At 69.1% G+C, this 15,742-nt stretch carries 17 protein-coding genes and 3 pseudogenes; 13 read left to right on the forward strand and 7 right to left on the reverse strand.

The annotated features are described in order from the left end of the window. The first annotated feature begins 381 nt into the window (after positions 1-381). Positions 382-768: a hypothetical protein gene (locus IE245_RS18560; RefSeq protein WP_189948909.1), complete on the forward strand. Its 387-nt coding sequence runs from the start codon at positions 382-384 to the stop codon at positions 766-768. A gap of 517 nt (positions 769-1,285) precedes the next feature. Then, on the forward strand, positions 1,286-1,813 hold the full coding sequence (locus tag IE245_RS18565) for a hypothetical protein (protein WP_229851375.1): 528 nt from the start codon (positions 1,286-1,288) through the stop codon (positions 1,811-1,813). A 43-nt stretch (positions 1,814-1,856) separates the two neighbouring features. Here IE245_RS18565 and IE245_RS18570 read toward each other — a convergent pair whose 3' ends face one another. The 3 genes from IE245_RS18570 to IE245_RS18580 all read right to left on the reverse strand — a co-directional run bounded on the left by IE245_RS18570 (position 1,857) and on the right by IE245_RS18580 (position 4,366). After that, positions 1,857-2,282, reverse strand: coding sequence for a helix-turn-helix domain-containing protein (locus tag IE245_RS18570; RefSeq protein WP_229851376.1), 426 nt, complete (start codon positions 2,280-2,282; stop codon positions 1,857-1,859). A 373-nt stretch (positions 2,283-2,655) separates the two neighbouring features. Beyond that, positions 2,656-3,114, reverse strand: a complete 459-nt coding sequence (locus tag IE245_RS18575) for a P-loop NTPase family protein (RefSeq protein ID WP_229851377.1) — start codon at positions 3,112-3,114, stop codon at positions 2,656-2,658. A 766-nt stretch (positions 3,115-3,880) separates the two neighbouring features. Beyond that, a complete protein-coding gene (locus tag IE245_RS18580; RefSeq protein WP_189948913.1) occupies positions 3,881-4,366 on the reverse strand; it encodes an NUDIX domain-containing protein in 486 nt (161 codons plus the stop codon). A 59-nt stretch (positions 4,367-4,425) separates the two neighbouring features. Here IE245_RS18580 and IE245_RS18585 point away from each other — a divergent pair. From IE245_RS18585 to IE245_RS18600, 4 genes and pseudogenes are all read left to right on the forward strand, one after another. Next, positions 4,426-4,671: pseudogene (locus IE245_RS18585) on the forward strand (transposase); the annotation flags it as partial. A gap of 168 nt (positions 4,672-4,839) precedes the next feature. Beyond that, positions 4,840-5,409 (forward strand): hypothetical protein, encoded by a 570-nt coding sequence (locus IE245_RS18590; protein WP_189948915.1) that lies wholly within the window; start codon positions 4,840-4,842, stop codon positions 5,407-5,409. 2 nt (positions 5,410-5,411) lie between these two features. Beyond that, positions 5,412-5,720: a hypothetical protein gene (locus IE245_RS18595; RefSeq protein ID WP_189948917.1), complete on the forward strand. Its 309-nt coding sequence runs from the start codon at positions 5,412-5,414 to the stop codon at positions 5,718-5,720. Between the two features lie 138 nt (positions 5,721-5,858). Next, positions 5,859-6,218, forward strand: coding sequence for a hypothetical protein (locus tag IE245_RS18600; RefSeq protein ID WP_189948919.1), 360 nt, complete (start codon positions 5,859-5,861; stop codon positions 6,216-6,218). Positions 6,219-6,364: 146 nt separating this feature from the next. On the opposite strand, the gene IE245_RS18605 is transcribed toward IE245_RS18600, so the two are convergent. Together IE245_RS18605 and IE245_RS18610 are read right to left on the reverse strand one after the other, a co-directional pair. Then, the gene (locus IE245_RS18605; RefSeq protein ID WP_189948928.1) at positions 6,365-6,502 is read right to left on the reverse strand and encodes a hypothetical protein; all 138 of its coding nucleotides are present in this window, start codon (positions 6,500-6,502) and stop codon (positions 6,365-6,367) included. Further along, a complete protein-coding gene (locus tag IE245_RS18610) occupies positions 6,499-7,122 on the reverse strand; it encodes a hypothetical protein (RefSeq protein WP_189948930.1) in 624 nt (207 codons plus the stop codon). Before IE245_RS18610 ends, IE245_RS18605 begins: the two co-directional genes overlap by 4 nt. Positions 7,123-8,026: 904 nt before the next feature. Here IE245_RS18610 and IE245_RS18615 point away from each other — a divergent pair. The 7 genes and pseudogenes from IE245_RS18615 to IE245_RS18645 form a co-directional block, all read left to right on the forward strand. Beyond that, positions 8,027-8,491 (forward strand): hypothetical protein, encoded by a 465-nt coding sequence (locus IE245_RS18615; RefSeq protein ID WP_189948932.1) that lies wholly within the window; start codon positions 8,027-8,029, stop codon positions 8,489-8,491. Between the two features lie 204 nt (positions 8,492-8,695). Next, positions 8,696-9,082, forward strand: coding sequence for a hypothetical protein (locus tag IE245_RS18620; protein WP_189948934.1), 387 nt, complete (start codon positions 8,696-8,698; stop codon positions 9,080-9,082). A 139-nt stretch (positions 9,083-9,221) separates the two neighbouring features. Further along, positions 9,222-10,469: pseudogene (locus IE245_RS38085) on the forward strand (IS256 family transposase); the annotation flags it as partial. A gap of 133 nt (positions 10,470-10,602) precedes the next feature. Further along, a complete protein-coding gene (locus IE245_RS18635; protein WP_189948936.1) occupies positions 10,603-10,914 on the forward strand; it encodes a hypothetical protein in 312 nt (103 codons plus the stop codon). A gap of 394 nt (positions 10,915-11,308) precedes the next feature. After that, on the forward strand, positions 11,309-13,000 hold the full coding sequence (locus IE245_RS18640) for an RICIN domain-containing protein (protein ID WP_189948938.1): 1,692 nt from the start codon (positions 11,309-11,311) through the stop codon (positions 12,998-13,000). Positions 13,001-13,118: 118 nt separating this feature from the next. After that, positions 13,119-13,244 carry a hypothetical protein gene (locus IE245_RS37730; RefSeq protein WP_268256566.1) on the forward strand — a complete coding sequence of 42 codons (126 nt, stop codon included), beginning with the start codon at positions 13,119-13,121 and terminating at the stop codon, positions 13,242-13,244. Between the two features lie 229 nt (positions 13,245-13,473). Next, positions 13,474-14,427 (forward strand): annotated as a pseudogene (locus tag IE245_RS18645) (transposase); the annotation flags it as partial. Here the strand turns inward: IE245_RS18645 and IE245_RS18650 are convergent. After that, entirely contained in the window at positions 14,399-15,070 is a 672-nt protein-coding gene (locus IE245_RS18650) for an Lsr2 family DNA-binding protein (RefSeq protein ID WP_189948946.1), read from the reverse strand. The pseudogene IE245_RS18645 and the gene IE245_RS18650 sit on opposite strands and share 29 nt — an antisense overlap. After that, positions 15,067-15,738, reverse strand: coding sequence for an RHS repeat-associated core domain-containing protein (locus IE245_RS38090; RefSeq protein WP_373305347.1), 672 nt, complete (start codon positions 15,736-15,738; stop codon positions 15,067-15,069). Before IE245_RS38090 ends, IE245_RS18650 begins: the two co-directional genes overlap by 4 nt. Between the last annotated feature and the right edge of the window lie 4 nt (positions 15,739-15,742).

Raw genomic sequence — 15,742 nt, forward strand, 5'->3', positions numbered from 1 at the left:
TGCACGAGGGGAGGGCCGAGAGTCCAATTGGCCGTCCTGCGGGTTTTCTGACGGGCGCGTGGGGGCGGTCCGTCGTACGGTCACGGTGACGCTCCCTACGGGCGTCCGGGACGGCCCTCGCGTACTTCGCACGGCGTGGGGGCCGCCATCAGCATATTCACCTTGGTATGGCGACCGGGAAGAGACCGAAGGCGGAACGTTCACTTCGAGTCCAGAAACGGAATGAGAATACCCGGTAAGGCCGAGGCGACTTCTGCGAATGAGCCCGTCCGCAACCGGTTTCAGCCAAGAGTCATTAGGGGTGACGCGTGGACAACTAAGCTGCCGTGCAGTCCTGGACAGCCCTATCGCCAGGACACCGACATAACGGGAGGGAAATCCGTGTTTACCAAGATCGGAAAGTCCCGTACCTCCAGGCTCCTCGCAATGGCGGGGCTTCTGGCGGCTGGCCTCACGGGCACCGCGACCGTCCCTGCCAGTGCCGCGACCACGGCGTCCTGCTACGGTGGGGCCACATACTTCTACGGCTCGGGTAACAACTGGCCGTCCGGTTCGCAGGAATGGGCCTACACCACCACCCGTTGCTCGGACATCAACGTGATGCCCAACCGCGGCACCTGGGTTGGCGTCTGCTTCCAGCGGACGGGGTGCAACGACCTGAGGTGGGCGCCGGCGAACCAATGGACGGTGGCCGCCTCCGGAGTCAGGGACGGATCCGCCTTCTACTACGTCTTCGACCGGTACGTGGAAGGCATGGCGGCCTTCTAGGAACTGCGGCACCGGGCCCCTGCCCGAGGGAGAGGCCCGGGCTCTCCTTACGTTCCCCATCAGCCGAGAACGCTGCTGTCCTGTGCCATTGAACCTTGAAGTGACGTCGGGCTCGGTCAGCCGCGTTGCCGCCATCGCTGTACCCGGCGACGCAGCCCCATGCTTCCTCTGCGGCCTCCAGATGCAGAAGGTCTACGGCTCCGCCCACTCGGCCTCGCTTCGTGCCGGCTGTTCGGCCAGCCACCGTCAGGCGACAACACCGGGGCCTGACGCTCCGCCTGCGCTTTGATCTCCCAGTAGGACTCGTGAGCAGTTACACGCCATGCTTCCTCCCACGAGGCCAAGGCCGCACCGACTGCCGCGCCCGCTGTGCCCCGGCGCCGAACGTGGCGCGCCAGCCACACGAGGGCAGCGAGCACTGTGGCCAAACCACCAAAGATCGCTAGCAGCGGAAGAACGTCACCCATGTCGTCGAGGGTACGTGCACCCCGGCCGTGTCACTCAGGGAGTCGATGGCATGCGCTCAACCTCCACGGCTCAGGACAGCTATCGCGCACCACACCGTAAGGGAAGCGGCCGGTCCTTCCCGCCCATATCCGTACCTGCCTGCCAGCCACTGCTGGACGCCCGTAACGGCGAAGGATCGACCGCTTACGTCTTCCAGAATTTCAACTGGAAGAAGAACGTCATGGGTGGAAGCTCAGTACTCGCCTCGTACGAGGAGGGCGAGGCCGCACGGCGCTTCGCGGCCCTCAAGCAGGCCCTCACCGCATGCCGGTCATACGAGGGCGAGGGCTATGTCGGTCGATTCGAGGTATCGGTGAGAACGGAGGCAGCTCCTCGGGTCGGCGATGAAGCGGTGGCCTTCCGCGAGATCATTCCCATGAAACCGGAGTGGGGTGACCGCAACGAGCAGTTCGTCGTGGTCCGTACGGGGAACACCATCGCCACGTTCACCGAGCTCAGCACGGGCAAGGGCCTCTCGTTCCCCACCGAGCTGATCAGCCGGCAGGTCGAACGGCTGCGAGACGCCCAGCGATCCTGACCACAAGCTCGCCGACAGGCGACAGAAGGCAAGGGATGCCTGGTCAGTCGTCCTTGTTGTCGGGATATGTGGCGGCGGTGGTGAGGAGGCGTTCCCAGGTGCGGGGTGTGTGGCCGTGGAGGGCGGCGAGTTCGGCGGCCACCCGTCCCTTGGGCGCGCCGCCGGCCGGGGTGAGGGCCTGTCGTGCGATGTCGAGGCGCGGATCCCCCTCGTAGGGGTGGGTTTTGCGGGGGCCTTGGGGTTCGCCGGCACGGCGGCCGCCGCCTTTGCCGCGGCCGGGGGCGTTGTCCCGGCGCTCCAGGACTTCGCGGCGCGGCCACAGCCGGGAGCCGTGGACGGTGATGCCGGGGGAGAAGTGCCCGCTGGTGGCGTAGGCGCGGACGGTGCCGGTGCTGATGCCCAGGATCTCGGCGACCTCGCCGGCGGACAGGAGATCGTCGGGGTGCTCCTCCTCGGGCAGAGCGGGCACCGGCTTGCCGGCCAGGCACGCCTCGACCTGCGCCCGGTCGTAGAGGTGGTTGCGGCTGTCGGGGAGGAGGTCGGGGATGTGTGCGCGGAAGTCGTCGGCGTGCTGGCGGCGTCAGGTGCTGAGTGAGACGCCGGCGAGCTGGGCGATGTCGGATTCGTTGACGGCGGGGCGGCCCTGGGGGATCACTGTCGTCTCCTGAGGGGGTGGAGGCGGGGTGAGTGGGCAGGGTCTTTCGGGATCTGGCAGTGAGAAGCCGGCGGTGTGCCGGGTCGCCCTCGGGCGGCCCTCCGCCGGCTTCGCCCGTATCCGGACCCCAGAGGCGACTCACTCAACATCGCAGCGCACCATGCCATTCGAATGGACCCTCACCGGCTCAGCGCCGGCCGAGCTGCTCCGCCAGCCACGCGTCCGCTTCCCGGCCGCTGCGGAGCCGGACGACCCGCACGCCCAGCGCGGCCGTCTCGGCGACCTGACGGACGTAACGGGGCCGGTTGTGCCGGTACTTGCGCACGGCGGTGCGCAGCAGGGACCGCCGGTCGAAGAAGGCCCGGCTCCAGGTCAACCGCTTCGCCTGTGCGCTCGCGTCGAGCCCGGCGAGCTGCCGCAGGCTGCGGACCGTGATCCGCCACACGACCAGCCGCAGAGGCAGGTCGAGCCACACCAGTGCATCGGCCCGGTGCCACACCACGTCCGCGAGTTTCGAGAAGTTCCCCTCGACCACCCATGACTCCCGGTCCGTGATCTCCGCCGCCGCCGCACGGAACTCGTCCAGAGGAAGCGCCCCGGCGTCGGTGAAAAGAATTTCGTCGAGGTCGGTGTGCGCGACTCCCATGTGCGCGGCAATTTTTCCCGCGAGCGTCGTTTTCCCGCTCGCAGGGGGACCGAAGAACGCAACTTTTTTCACTGGTCACCTCTCTTTTCTGAATCGCAGCCCAGTGCATCAACGGCACCCATTATCAACCAAAAAACGGCCGCAAAGCCTTTACCGCGAATTTAATTCACCACCCTCTTTGGGCGTATCGTCCGGTCTGGTCGGGCCGTACGGGATGCACCGAGCAGGCACACTCCGGGCACAGCGTCGGCGCCAGCCGGGGACCAGGACCAGGCCGAGGTCGAGCCGCCGCCGCAGACGGCAACCCGCGGCGGACGGACGCGTACGGATGGAGGGGCGCAGCGCCAGCCGGGGCCGGCGCCCCCGGCCGGGTCCCCCTCCGGGCAGCGCCCCACCCACACGCACCCGCTCTCCCCGCCCTTCCCGGCAAGCGGGAGCAGCAAGGCGTGGCTCAACCCTCTCCGAGGACGGGAGCCCGGCGGCTCGCCGCCGGGCCTGACGGTCCGGCGCGCATCTGACGACGCCCACGGGGCCCGCTCCGCGCCTGACGGCGCGACAGGGGCACGCCACCGCCCGCTCCGGCTCCACGCTCCCCGGCCGGCACCGAGAAGCCGGGCGCGCCCGAGGCGCTGTTCTTCCCCCGGCGCAGCGGCGCTGCGCGCCCGGCACGGGGGAGCGAGGGCTCCGCCGCTGCGCGGCGGGCGGCGCCGTGGCCGCCCGGTGCCGCGCGGTGGGCGGCCCTGCGGGCCCGACCGCTCCCCTCCGCCTATTCGAAGCCGTTCTCCGGATACGCGGTCCGGCCCGACTCGCGGGCACGCGTACACGCCTTGACCCGCCGCGCGAGCACCGGTACGAGCCGTTCGCCGACCGATCCGACCTCGACAAACGCGTACCCGCGCAGCTCCTCGGCCTGGAGCCGGATCGCGGAGACCTGCTCGGGCGAGAGCCGGCCGCCGTCGAAGACCATCACCACACCCTCACTGCGCCCGCTCCGCGCGGCCGTCCAGTCCACTCCCAGCAGCGCGCCCGGGGCGATGTCGAGGCCGAGTTCCTCCAGGACCTCGCGGCGGGCGCCGGCCCGGGGCGACTCCTCCGCCTCGACCGCCCCGCCGGGGATCTCCCAGGGCTCCTTGTACACGGGATCGACCAGCAGCACCCGGCCCGCGTCGTCGAAGAAAAGCACCCCGGCCGCCACCCGTTTACGAGGCAGAGCCTTGTCGTACGCCAGCGCCGCAGCATCCACGTCAGCCATCCGCCGAGCCTAGCGCCGCGCCCGACCCATACCGGGGCGCAGCCGGGGGCTACTTCGGGCTTCGCCGCCGCGGTATCCCGCACACGATTCCCGAGCGTGCCGACCAGGTCGGCAACCGGGCCAGGCGGGGCAGCCGCGGAGGCCGCCCGCCGGCCTTCGACCGTGAGGCCCACAAGCGCCGCAATGTCGTCGAACGCTGCTTCAACCGACTGAAGCAGTGGCGCGGCATCGCCACCCGGTACGACAAGAACGCGGAGTCCTACGAAGCCGCCGTCACCCTCGCATCACTCCTGATGCGGGCGTGACATTTGACGACAGAACCTAGGATGCGCGGGTGACCACACCCGCACGACGCTCCCTGGGCGCCGGCCCCGCCAAGCCGATCCGCGCGAGGCGTTCTGCCGGGCAGCGGCGCGAACGTTGGCGTTCGTCTGCGCGGGACCACTCCCCAGTTCACCTATCAGGTGACGCTGGTGGCAGTGTTCAAGGTTCAGCCGAGTGATCTTCAGTCCTCCTGCGGGGTGCTTCGGCAGATGGGCTTCGCGACTCGCAGTGGCGGTGATGTGATCGCTTCCATGAAAAAGATCATGACTTGCGTCTCTGTGGCATCGTTCACCGCTTCGCTGCTGTCGGGGAGCGCCGGCGCTGCTGCCCCTGAGGCAGCGCAGTCCTGGGACAAGCGGGTGAAGTGCCAGACGGATGACCCCGAAGGCAGGCACATCGTCACCCGCTATGGGAACTCGACACTGGGCTGGAACCACTTCACCAACCGCCACAACATCAAGAAGTGCTCCACCCTGCACGCGGCTCTGAAGGATCGCGTGGACCGCAACGACAACCACGGTCACCTGGAGTACGACGGAGTCGCGTTCGAGACGGGAGTGGCCAGACCGCGGCAGGTGAGGTTCACCGTCGTCGTGCAGTACACCCGCAAGACCACCGACGGAGAGTACGACGCAGGCCGAGGCCAGAAGATCGACGTCATTACGGCGTACTGCCACAACCAGCCGGGCAACAAGTGCCCGGCATGGGCCAAAATGTGAACATGCCTGAGTCCCACGACGAGCAGGCGGCCTCCGATCGGCTGCTCTCTCTCGTACGTGCCCTTGTCACCACGCACGCGCCGTGGAAACCGCTGCTCATCGGAGCGGTCATCACCGGGGACGATCACATGCGTCTCTACTTCCGTTCCCCCGAGCGCGACCGCACCTGCGGAGTGGACGTGCTGACCAGCCGCACGGGTCCGGGTCTGCTCGGAGCCCTGGTTTCTCCGGCGTTCCTGGCGGACGAGCACCTGCACCAGCCCTCCGACGATCCGCACTGCGACACGGTTGTCGACCTCACCGACTACTGACGGACGGGATCGGTCAACGGGACTCGGGCTGACCGAACGCGAGGAGAAGAACAGCGTCGCGATCGCCTCGAACGGGTCCTTCTCCAAAGCGCACATGTTCCGGCGAACCCGTGGGACCTGATCGAGGAGTACAACCGTGTGCTCCTGGACGACATGCACGCTCTGTCGGAAGCCACCCAGGCGCTGAAGTCACTGGTCGACCGCCTCCCGCAGGCATTCGAGCAGACCGCCGACGTCCTGGAGATGCTGGCCTCTCAGGACCGGATCACGATCGAACAGAGCGACCCACAGACCGAGGCGGCCACGACCGCCGCCGAACTCCGGGCCGTCACGGCCGGCACCGAGAAGCTGGCGAAGGACCTGTCCCACCCCGCCTCGGCCCTCTTCCTCCCCACCGCCATCGCCGAGGTCGAGCGCCAGGCTCAGCGCGACTTCACCGCCAACCACCCGGCGGCCGAGCCGCCCTGCGACGCCGACGGAAACCGCCGTACCACCTGATGGGCCGGGTCCCGGCATCGAAACGGTTCGCCGGGGCACGGGCGGTCATCTCGCTTCCTCCGGCCGGGCGCAGCTCTCTGCCGCGGAGAGGAAAAGCAAGGCCCCACGGGGTCGTGGTGGTACCGGTGGACAGGCCGCGGTGCCGGTCAGCCGATGATCTGGAAGCTGAAGCCGCGGTCGCTGAGGGCGCCGGTGGAGTTGCCGGTGACGATCACGGCGCGGCCGGCTTCCAGGACGGCGGCCTGGGCGTTGTCCGTGGTGTACCAGCCGTCGCCCCAGATCACGGCGGTGGCGCTGGGCGCGGAGGGGAAGGGGTGCTGGAAGACGATCGAGTAGCGCCCGGTGGCTTCCTTGGTGACCCAGAAGTCACCGGTGCCGCCGTGCACGGCGCCGTCCTGGCCGACGTTGCCCCGCACCACCCGCCGGCCGACGGCCGTGCCGCCTCCCTGCCCGGAACCGGTGCCCGGGCGGGGCTGCCGGAGGTGCGGCGCAAATACAGGGCCGTTCCGTAGTCGTTGCGCAGCCAGATACGGCGGTTGTCGGCGACGCCCTGCAGGTCGAGGTTGTCGAAGACGTGCTCCTTGCCGTCGGCGGTGGCGACGACGGTGGCCCGTTCCAGGCACCAGCCGTCGGTGCCGGCGTAGCGGATGCAGGCGGGGTAGCGGTCGAGGTCGGCGCTGGTCAGCTGGGGCTTGCGCGGGTCGTTGTACTCGGCCTCGGAGACGTTGGCGTCCTGGCCGAAGACGAACTCCTGGTACTGCCCCTGCTGCAGGTCGGAGCCGGGAGTGTCCAGCACGAACTCGCGCCCGGCGATGCCCAGGTAGGCGGAGGAGGTGCCGACGCGGGTCGCGTCGGCGATGTCCGCCGTCCAGATCTTTCCGACGATCTTGGTGATGTCAGACATGGTGGTGCCCTTCGTTCGAGGTGTGTGGTGTGACGCCGAACCGGCGACCGACGCCCGTGCCCGCACGGCCGCACGGCCGCGTGGCCGCGGGCAGGGAAGAGAGCGGGACCCGAGGTCCGGGCCCGCAAGGCGATCGCACAGGGGCCGGCAGCGGTGAGGAGACCGCCCCGCCGCCGGCGGCCGGCCTTCGCCCCCGGGGCCGGACCGGGAACGAACCGCTGGCAGACGGGCACGGCTCTCGCCCCCCGCATGTCCGCCCCGCACCCGGTGACACCGCGCTGACCAGACGACGCCACTCATCAGATCGGATGACCACAATCCGCCGGTGCACCACGCAGGCACCGGCGCGTGAGACCGGTCCGCCCAGCTCCGTGAAGAGCCCGGCTCGTACCGGGCGCACCACCTCACGAGGAGGATGGACCGGAGAGCAGACACTGACGGCCCCGCTCGGCGACCTCGACGGAACCGCCCTCTTCCGCGAGCAAGAGACCCGCGCCGAAGCGGAGGATGAGCGGCGCCGCGCCGCGCTGAGGGAGGCGCAGCGTCGGGTGTGCCGGTGGTGCGGGCGGAAGTCCAGTGACGAGCACTGGGAGGAGATCACCGTGCACCGAACCGCCGTCCGGGCGGAGGACAGGACGGCGTGCGGTCTGTGTCGCGCCGACGACGTCGCCCGCGCCGAAGCCGCCCGCCTCGAGGCCGCCGCGTCGCCGGAGCCGCAGGAAGGTCCCGAGCCGGAGAGGGGCCGCGGTTGGTCCCGCCGGAGGACCTGACCGTGCAAGCTCGCTGCGCGGTCGGCGTCCGCCAGGCCGCACAGCGGGACCGGTCTCGAAGTGACCACGCCGCAGGGCGGGACGGGCAGGCCTGTCCGGCGCCGCCGGCCATCTGCAGGCCCTACACAGGGCCGATGAGACGTAGCCGAGAAGAGACCGCACCCCAGGATCTGCCGGGCGACCTGTGGCACGCCCTGGCCCAGCTCCACCACACCCACCCCGACCCCGTGGGCCGCGTCGGGCCGCTCGCCCGTCCGGCCGGGCTGCTGTCCTTCGCCGCGGCCGACGACACCGTCCTCGCGGCCCGGGTGCAGCTGTCCGGCGCGGAGTCGATGCGCGAGGTGAACGAGACGCTCCGCGCGGTCACCGGGGGCATGCAGGCCCATTTCACCGGCCCCGGCGTCGCGCTGGAGGTCACCCTTGGCAGACGGCAGGAGTTCCCGCTCCACGAGGCGCACGCTGCGGGCCTCACCCGGCTCTTCCGCCACGCCGCCGGCACCGTCGGTGCCCGCAGCACGTCGGGAGGCGGCCTGTGCTTCCACTGCGGCGGGACCGGACGTGCCCGACCCTTGTGGGAGCCGGCGGCCGGGCAGGCGTGAGCGGGCGTGCGGACCTCGGAGGCTTACGCCGGTACGGGCACAGTGCCGCGAGAGGGGAGCGCCGGCCCTTTTCCACGGTGCGCAGCTGCTCCCAGTCGACCTCGGGGTGTTCGGCGGGCACCGCGTCGACGGACGCCGTGGTGTAGAGCGCGATGTTGACGGCCCCGGCCCGACTGGTGCCGAAGCGGACCTCGATCGACTGCGGTGAGCGGACCCATCGAGCCGAACCATGTGGTTGAAGTCAGCACGTCGCACCCCGAGCCGGGCGGCGGCCTGCTCGGGTCCGAGCGGGGCCTCGGCGGCGACCAGGTCCGCCAGGTCCTCACGCCGGCAGACCTCCTCGACCTGGCCGGGATGGTGCAGCGTCCCGTCCGGGTTCGCGCTCAGGTCGACCAGGAGGCCCTGGTTGACCAACCACCGCACCACGAATGTCGTCACGTTCGCCAGCTCGCCGTGAACAGTCCGGCTCGGGATGCCGAGAGCGCAGGCGATCCGGTCGGCCGCCGCGCTGCCGCCGACACGTCTTCGGCGCTCCGCGCGAGGCCCTACCCCGCACGACGCTGGAGGGATCAGGCGTCCAAGGCCCACTGATCCCCGCTGGTCTCACCGAGCCCGGCGGGCTTGGGTGCTTCAGCTTTGAAGGGGCCAGTCGTTGCGTCGCTCGTGGCGGCGGCTGGCCACGCCAACGGCCACCATGGTGGAGAAGGGAACTCCTGTCACCACGTAGCCCACGAGGGTGTCGGTGCTGACCAGCACGATGTCCGCGAAGGGCTTGACCACCGGCGAGGTCCAGGCCCACCTCGCGGAGGTCTATGGCGCCGACGTCTCGCGCCAGACGATCTCCACGATCACCGACAAGGTCCTCGACGGGATGGCCGAGTGGCAGAACCGGCCCCTTGACCCGGTCCATCCGGTCGCCTTCATCGACGCGATCCACGTGAAGATCCGCGACGGCGCCGTCGCCAACCGGCCGGTCTACGTGGCCCTGGCCGTCACCGTCGAAGGCCGGCGCGAGATGCTGGGGCTGTGGGCCGGAGACGGCGGCGAGGGCGCCAAGCACTGGATGCACATCCTCACCGAGATCAAGAACCGCGGCGCGGGCGACGTCCTCATGCTCGTCTGCGACGGCCTCAAGGGCCTTGCCCGACGCGGTCAGACCGTCTGGCCGCAGACGGTCGTGCAGACCTGCGTGGTCCACCTGCTGCGGAACTCCTTCCGCTATGCCGCCCGCCAGGACTGGGACAAGATCGCCAAGGTCCTCAGACCGGTCTATACCGCCGTGACCGAGGAGGCCGCACTCGAACGGTTCGCCGAGTTCGCTGACACGTGGGGCCGGAAGTATCCAGCGATCATCCGGCTCTGGGAAAACGCCTGGGAAGAGTTCACTCCGTTCCTCCGCTTCGACAAGCTGCCGCACCACAAGACGCTCGACGAGTACGACTTCTCCTTCCAGCCCGACCTCGACCCGCGCAAGGTCAAGGACCTCGCCACCCTCTCGTTCGTCGAGGGCAAGACGAACGCCGCTCTGCTCGGGCCGCCCGGGGTCGGCAAGACGCACATCGCCGTTGCCCTGGCGGTCGCGGCCTGCCGGGCCGGCTACTCGATCTACTTCACCAGCCTCGACGACATGGTCCGCAACCTCAAGGCCGCCGAGACCGCCGGACGGCTGACGAACAAGCTCGGCACCTACCTGCGGCCCGGCGTCCTCGTGGTCGACGAGGTCGGCTACCAACCCCTCGAACGAGCCGAGGCGAACCTGGTCTTCCAGGTCATCTCCAAGTGCTACGAGAAGGGCTCGATCATCCTGACCTCGAACAAGACCTTCGGCGAATGGGGCCAGGTCTTCGGCGACGAGGTCCTCGCCACCGCCATCCTCGACCGACTCCTCCACCACTGCGAAGTGATCTCCATCAACGGCCCCAGCTACCGGCTGAAGAACCGCCTCCAGGCCATCGAGCGGGATACAGACGTGGCGTGATCAGGAATTTTGCGCTCCAGGCCGACCTGCCCTGGAGCGCGACAGTAAGAATGAGGGTGTGTTCAGACGCGAGTGGCCGGAGCCACCGACCGATGCCCGGCTTGACCCATACCGCCGAGCTGCCGCACGTCTCATGGACGGAGACGAACAGATCGGCGTGCTCGTGATCCGAGTCACCACCTGGTGGCGAAGAGAAGGACCCTTCTGGCGAAGGCGGTGGGGCAATCCGCGAGAACTTCCCGAGTGGGCGTTGTCCTGCGTCGCCCCAACCCAGCAGCTGCCCGACTTCGACGACGGGATCATCTCCGCTGACGAGCTCGACGAGGAGCTTGCCGACTGGGCAATGGGGACCTTTCGACTGCGGGGCCAGCAGTTCAGCCTCGCCTGGCTTGGCGAGGAAGAAGTCGACGCCGCCCACAAGGAACACGGCTGGACGATCGACTGATCGCCCCTGCCTTCACCGCGACGGAACTGAGGACGTTCATCCGTACGCAGCTGGGGAGAAAAGTCCGTACGCCGACAGGCGGCGGCGGTCGGCGCGGGTTGCAAGCTGTTCGGGCCCCTGGATCAGCTACTACGACGCGGAGCGATGTTGTGCCAGGTACATCATTCCGTCTCGTGATGGGAGACCGTCTGACCTGGTCGAGTCTCGTGGGCGGGCCGCTCGTTCAGATGGGGTGAGGGGGTCTGGCCTGGGTCGACTTCATCTGTCGCCACAATGTTGCACCCCTCTCAGCGGCCCGCCGACGGGGATGAAGCGCCCCTATTCGTATCCTGCTGCGGTGAAACTTACGTTCGGGCGCGGTAGGCGCCTCATCCGATTTACGCTCGGGGCGGCCGTGGCCGCCTCCGTTCTGCTGCCGGTCCAGCCCGCACAGGCCGCGGCGGGTCTGGAGCCCTTCACGGCGAAGTTCAACCTCACGCGTATCGACGGAGACAAGACCACTCTCATCGACTCGGCCGAGGCCGCCGGGGTCGCGAGGGCGAGCTCGGTCAGCGAGGTGCTCGGCGAGCGCACCGGCATTCCTGAGCTCTGCCACGGCACCGGGTTGAACGGCGCGTATCGGTACGACGGTTTCTGCTGGGACTCCGCGGACGATTTCACCGGGTACAACGACGCCAACGGCGGCTGGATGCCCCAGGGCTTCGCCGGGGCGCACGCGGCGACCGACAACGGCCTCTATGAGGGACGGTCGCTCTACGCCGCGTCCTGGTACTACGGCAAATACGCCAACAATAGTGCCAACGAGGAGTACACCCGGGTCACGATCGCCGAGTCGACCGGGGACCGGGTCGGCTACGGGCACATCGCGCTCGTCGAGCCGGTGAACGGGAACTTCAAGAACCTCACGTACCTGTCGCACGCCGACGGCGTCGCCTGGCTCGAGGACCGGCTGTTCGTCGCCAATGGCGTCGAACTCCAGGTCTACGATCTGACGAAGATGTGGCGTATGAGCGACACCGCGAGCAGCGGCACCGGCCTGGTGGGCGGTAAGAGCTCCGCCCGACAGCACCGGTGGGCCCTGCCTCTCGTGGCGCGCTACAGCACCTACGGCGAAGCCGAGGCCGACACCCCCTCCACCGCCTTCGTCGGCGGCAACCCCCGGGCGTGCGGCCCGACCAACGGCGTCCTTTGTATGAGCACCCTGAGCATCGACCGGTCCGGTGCCTCGCCGGTCCTGGTGTCCACGGAGAACCGAAGCGGAGCGGGCGCACGGATCGTGCGCTGGCCGCTGTCCGAGCTCGGCACCGGCACGCCCAAGCAGGTGTCCGCGTACACCACCGGCTACACCTCCCCGGTGTGGGGCATTCAGGGAACGGCCACCGACGGCACGAGCTACTACATGGCCGGAAGCTGCCCGGCCGGCTGGCCGGGCTGGGACGCGGACGCGAAGGACGACCAGGGCAGGCCGAACCCGCACAACAAGCTGTACGCCTGCATCCACAAGGCCAAGCCCGGCGAGGCGCCGCACGTCATCTCTCAGGCGCCGTGGCTGACTCAGGGCCTTTCCTGGGACCGCCGCGTCAACCGGTTGTGGGGGCTCAACGAGGCGCTCGACTCGGGCGGTGTCGGCAGGCGCGTGGTGTTCTCCATCGACACGAAGGCGGGCCAGGCGGACTCCGGCGGCTACATGTGGCTGGCCAACCACAACCGGCCGGGCTTCGTCTGCGCGACGCCGCAAGGCGACGGCACCGCCAACGGCACCCCGATCACAGTGTGGCCGTGCTCAGGATCGGAAGGCCAGCGCTGGAAGTACGACAACGGTCTCATCGTCCACAAGGCGAGCGGCAAGTGCATCACCCCGCAGGGCAACGCGTCAGGAACCGACGGGACGCTCCTGACCCTGTGGACGTGCAACCCGGCGAGCGACGTCCAGAAGTTCTTCTCCCACGCCAACGGCACGGCCAACGCCTGGGGCAAGGCCATCACCCCGAAGGGGAACTCCCTCGCCAGCGGGGTCTGGCTGACGCTGTGGACCCAGGGCAGCCCCACGCCTGACGTCCAGGAATGGGTCGTGAAGACCCTGTGACCGCCGAGGGGGGTGACGCCCGTCGCCCCCCCACACCACCGCCCCGTGGTGCAGGACGACGACTGCAAGCCGCTCACCGGCCTGGCCGAACACCTCGAAGCGGACGTCCCCGAGGCACATGCAGTGGAACCCGGGCAGCGACTCCACGGCCATGGCCGTCCTGAGCTGGGCCGACTCCGCCGGATCGGAAAGGTCCACCCGGATCTCTCCGCCCGTCCCGACCCCGTTCACCGAGCTGATCTGAACCACATGTGCCTGCTGCAGCACGTTGTCCAGCGCTGTCGTCCCGTCCATGAACCGATCCCTCCCCGCCCGGGCCGCAGATGCGCAGGCGGCCCGATTCGACCGCGGCTCCCGACCGCCTCGCAACCCGGTTCTTCCGCGCCCTCAGTTCAACGCGTACGCCGGCATGCGGGCGTCGCTGCATCATGGGCTTACGCCCCACCCTGGTCCGGCCGCCCTGTCCTGAGGCTGGCTGGCTATCGGCTGGCCCCGGCCACGTGTCGACCGGGCAGCTGAGGACGTTCGCTCGTACCAGGCCGAGGAGAAAAGCCCGTACGCCGACAACCGTCATCGACCTCAAGATTCTCACCGGGCGGCGCGTAGACCTGGTCGTCGACCGCACCCGCACCATCAACCGACTGAGGGCTCAGCTGGCTGGCATCTTCCCCGGCCTGGAACGGGCCCTGGACCTCACCAACAAGGGCCCGCCGACCTTGCTGACCGGCTACCAGACCGCTGCGGCCATCCGCCGGCTCGGCACCAGACGCCTGGAGACCTGGCTGCGCAACCGCAAGGTTCTCCGCGCCAGCCAGCTCGCCGAGACCGCGGTCGAAGCGGCCGAACGCCAGCACACCGACCTGCCCGGCGAGAAGCTGACCGCGCAGATGGTGCACACTCCGGCGAAGGAAGAGATGGCCCTCAACGAACAGGTCGCCGAACTCGACAAGCTCATCGAGGCCGGGTTTCGCGACCACCGGCGCTTCGAGGTGATTACCAGCATGCCTGGCCTCGGCACCATCCTGGGTGCCGAGTTCCTGGCCGCCACCGGCGGCGACATGGCCGTCTTCGGCGCCCCCGACCGTCTTGCCGGCTTCGGCGGCGTCGCACCAGTCCCGCGCGACTCCGGCAAGATCAGCGGCAACCTGCGACGGCCGCAGCGCTACAACCGACGGCTCCAGCGCGTCCTCTACACCTCCGCGCTCTTCAGCATCCGACGGTCTGAGGAATCCCGCCGGTTCTACGAACGCAAACGCGCCGAAGGCAAGTGACACACCCAAGCCGTCCTTGCCCTCGCTCGCCGCCGGGTCAACGTCCTCTGGGCCCTCTTCCGCGACGGACGATGCTACGAGCTCACGCCGCCGACCGCCCTCGCGGCTCGACAAACGACATCAGGAATCACTGGGCCTGTTCCCACGCCTGGATGACATGGCCCGGGATGCGTCCGCGGTCGGGTACGTCATAGCCGTGGGAACGGGCCCGTTCCCGGATAACCTCGCGGCTCGTGGTGCCGGTGGGGTGGGGCGCGGGCGGGGTGCTTTCATCGACGGGGCGTGACGGGGTGAAGAACGCGCCGTTGCCGAGGAGGCCGTCAGGGAAGACCGGCGGATGCACGTGGCCGCTGAGCAGGGAGGCGAGGAACGAAGTGAGGTTGCCGTCGTAGGTGTACCAGGCGTGACCGTCGGCTTGGTTGACGGTCACGCGCCACGCGTCGGGTTCCTCCAGGGGAGTGGTGATCCAGAAGAGGTGGTTGCCGTTGTCGGTCACCCCGACGGCGAAGAGGTCTTCGGGGGCGTGGGGCATGGGGTACGTGCCGCCGGCCCGGTCCGTCTCCAGCTGCCCGCGGAGCCGTGCGGGCATCGGGCCTGTCAGGTCCACCCACTCGGTGGGCCCGTGAGGGTGGTAGAGGCGGACGAAGTCGCAGAAGGCGCCGGGGCCGTAGGTGTCGGCCAGTTGCTTGTAGTCGTCCGGCAGTCGTGTTCCCAGGAGGGCTTCGACAGCGTTCCAGTCGGTGGGGGGCGGGGACGCCGGGGGCGGAACGAGTCGGGTGAGGTCTTCGAGGCTGGTCACAGAACTCCTCGGCGGCGTCGCTGCTGCTGCTGTTGCTCGTGGGCGGGGTTCGTCAGGTACTCGTCGACGATGATGTTCCCCTTCTTGTCGAGCGCTTCGAGCTGAATGTACTTGGGCATCGAGTCCTTCCTGTCGTCCGTGTACTCGAGGTAGACGTTGTAAGTGACGACTCCGCCGGTGGGGGAGTTCACCTCGTCGTAGATCGCCTGCTCGAAGTCCCGCATCACCGGGCTGTTCGTCGGGTTCTGCGTGATCGTGAAGAGGTTGTCCAGGGTGTCCCCGGAGCCGCCGAGCATGCGGGCGAGCAGGTGGCCGCGGGCCTGGTTCTCGTCTCCGCCCATGAAACCCGGGGGACGGAGGCTCTGGGAGGCGTGGGTTCCTTCGTCGAGCATGTCCCTGGTGATCGTCGCGTTCATTTCGTAGGGACGGCCGTGCCGGTCACGGGTGAAGGTGACCCGCCCACCCCAGGTGGGGTCGGCCTCACAGCCTGCCAGTCCCAGCGGGTCCGCCAGGGTGAAGGGGTTGGGGACGTACGCATAGTGGTTGACGGCAGGGGCGAGCCCCAGGGGGTCGGGTGTGAGGTACCGGCCCAGGTCGGGGTCGTAGTAGCGGTTGACGTTGTAGTGGAGCCCGGTCTCGGCGTCGAAGTACTGGCCGGGGTGGCGCAGCGCG

The sequence above is a fragment of the Streptomyces roseolus genome (assembly GCF_014649855.1).
In the GTDB taxonomy this organism is placed as follows: Bacteria; Actinomycetota; Actinomycetes; order Streptomycetales; family Streptomycetaceae; genus Streptomyces; species Streptomyces roseolus.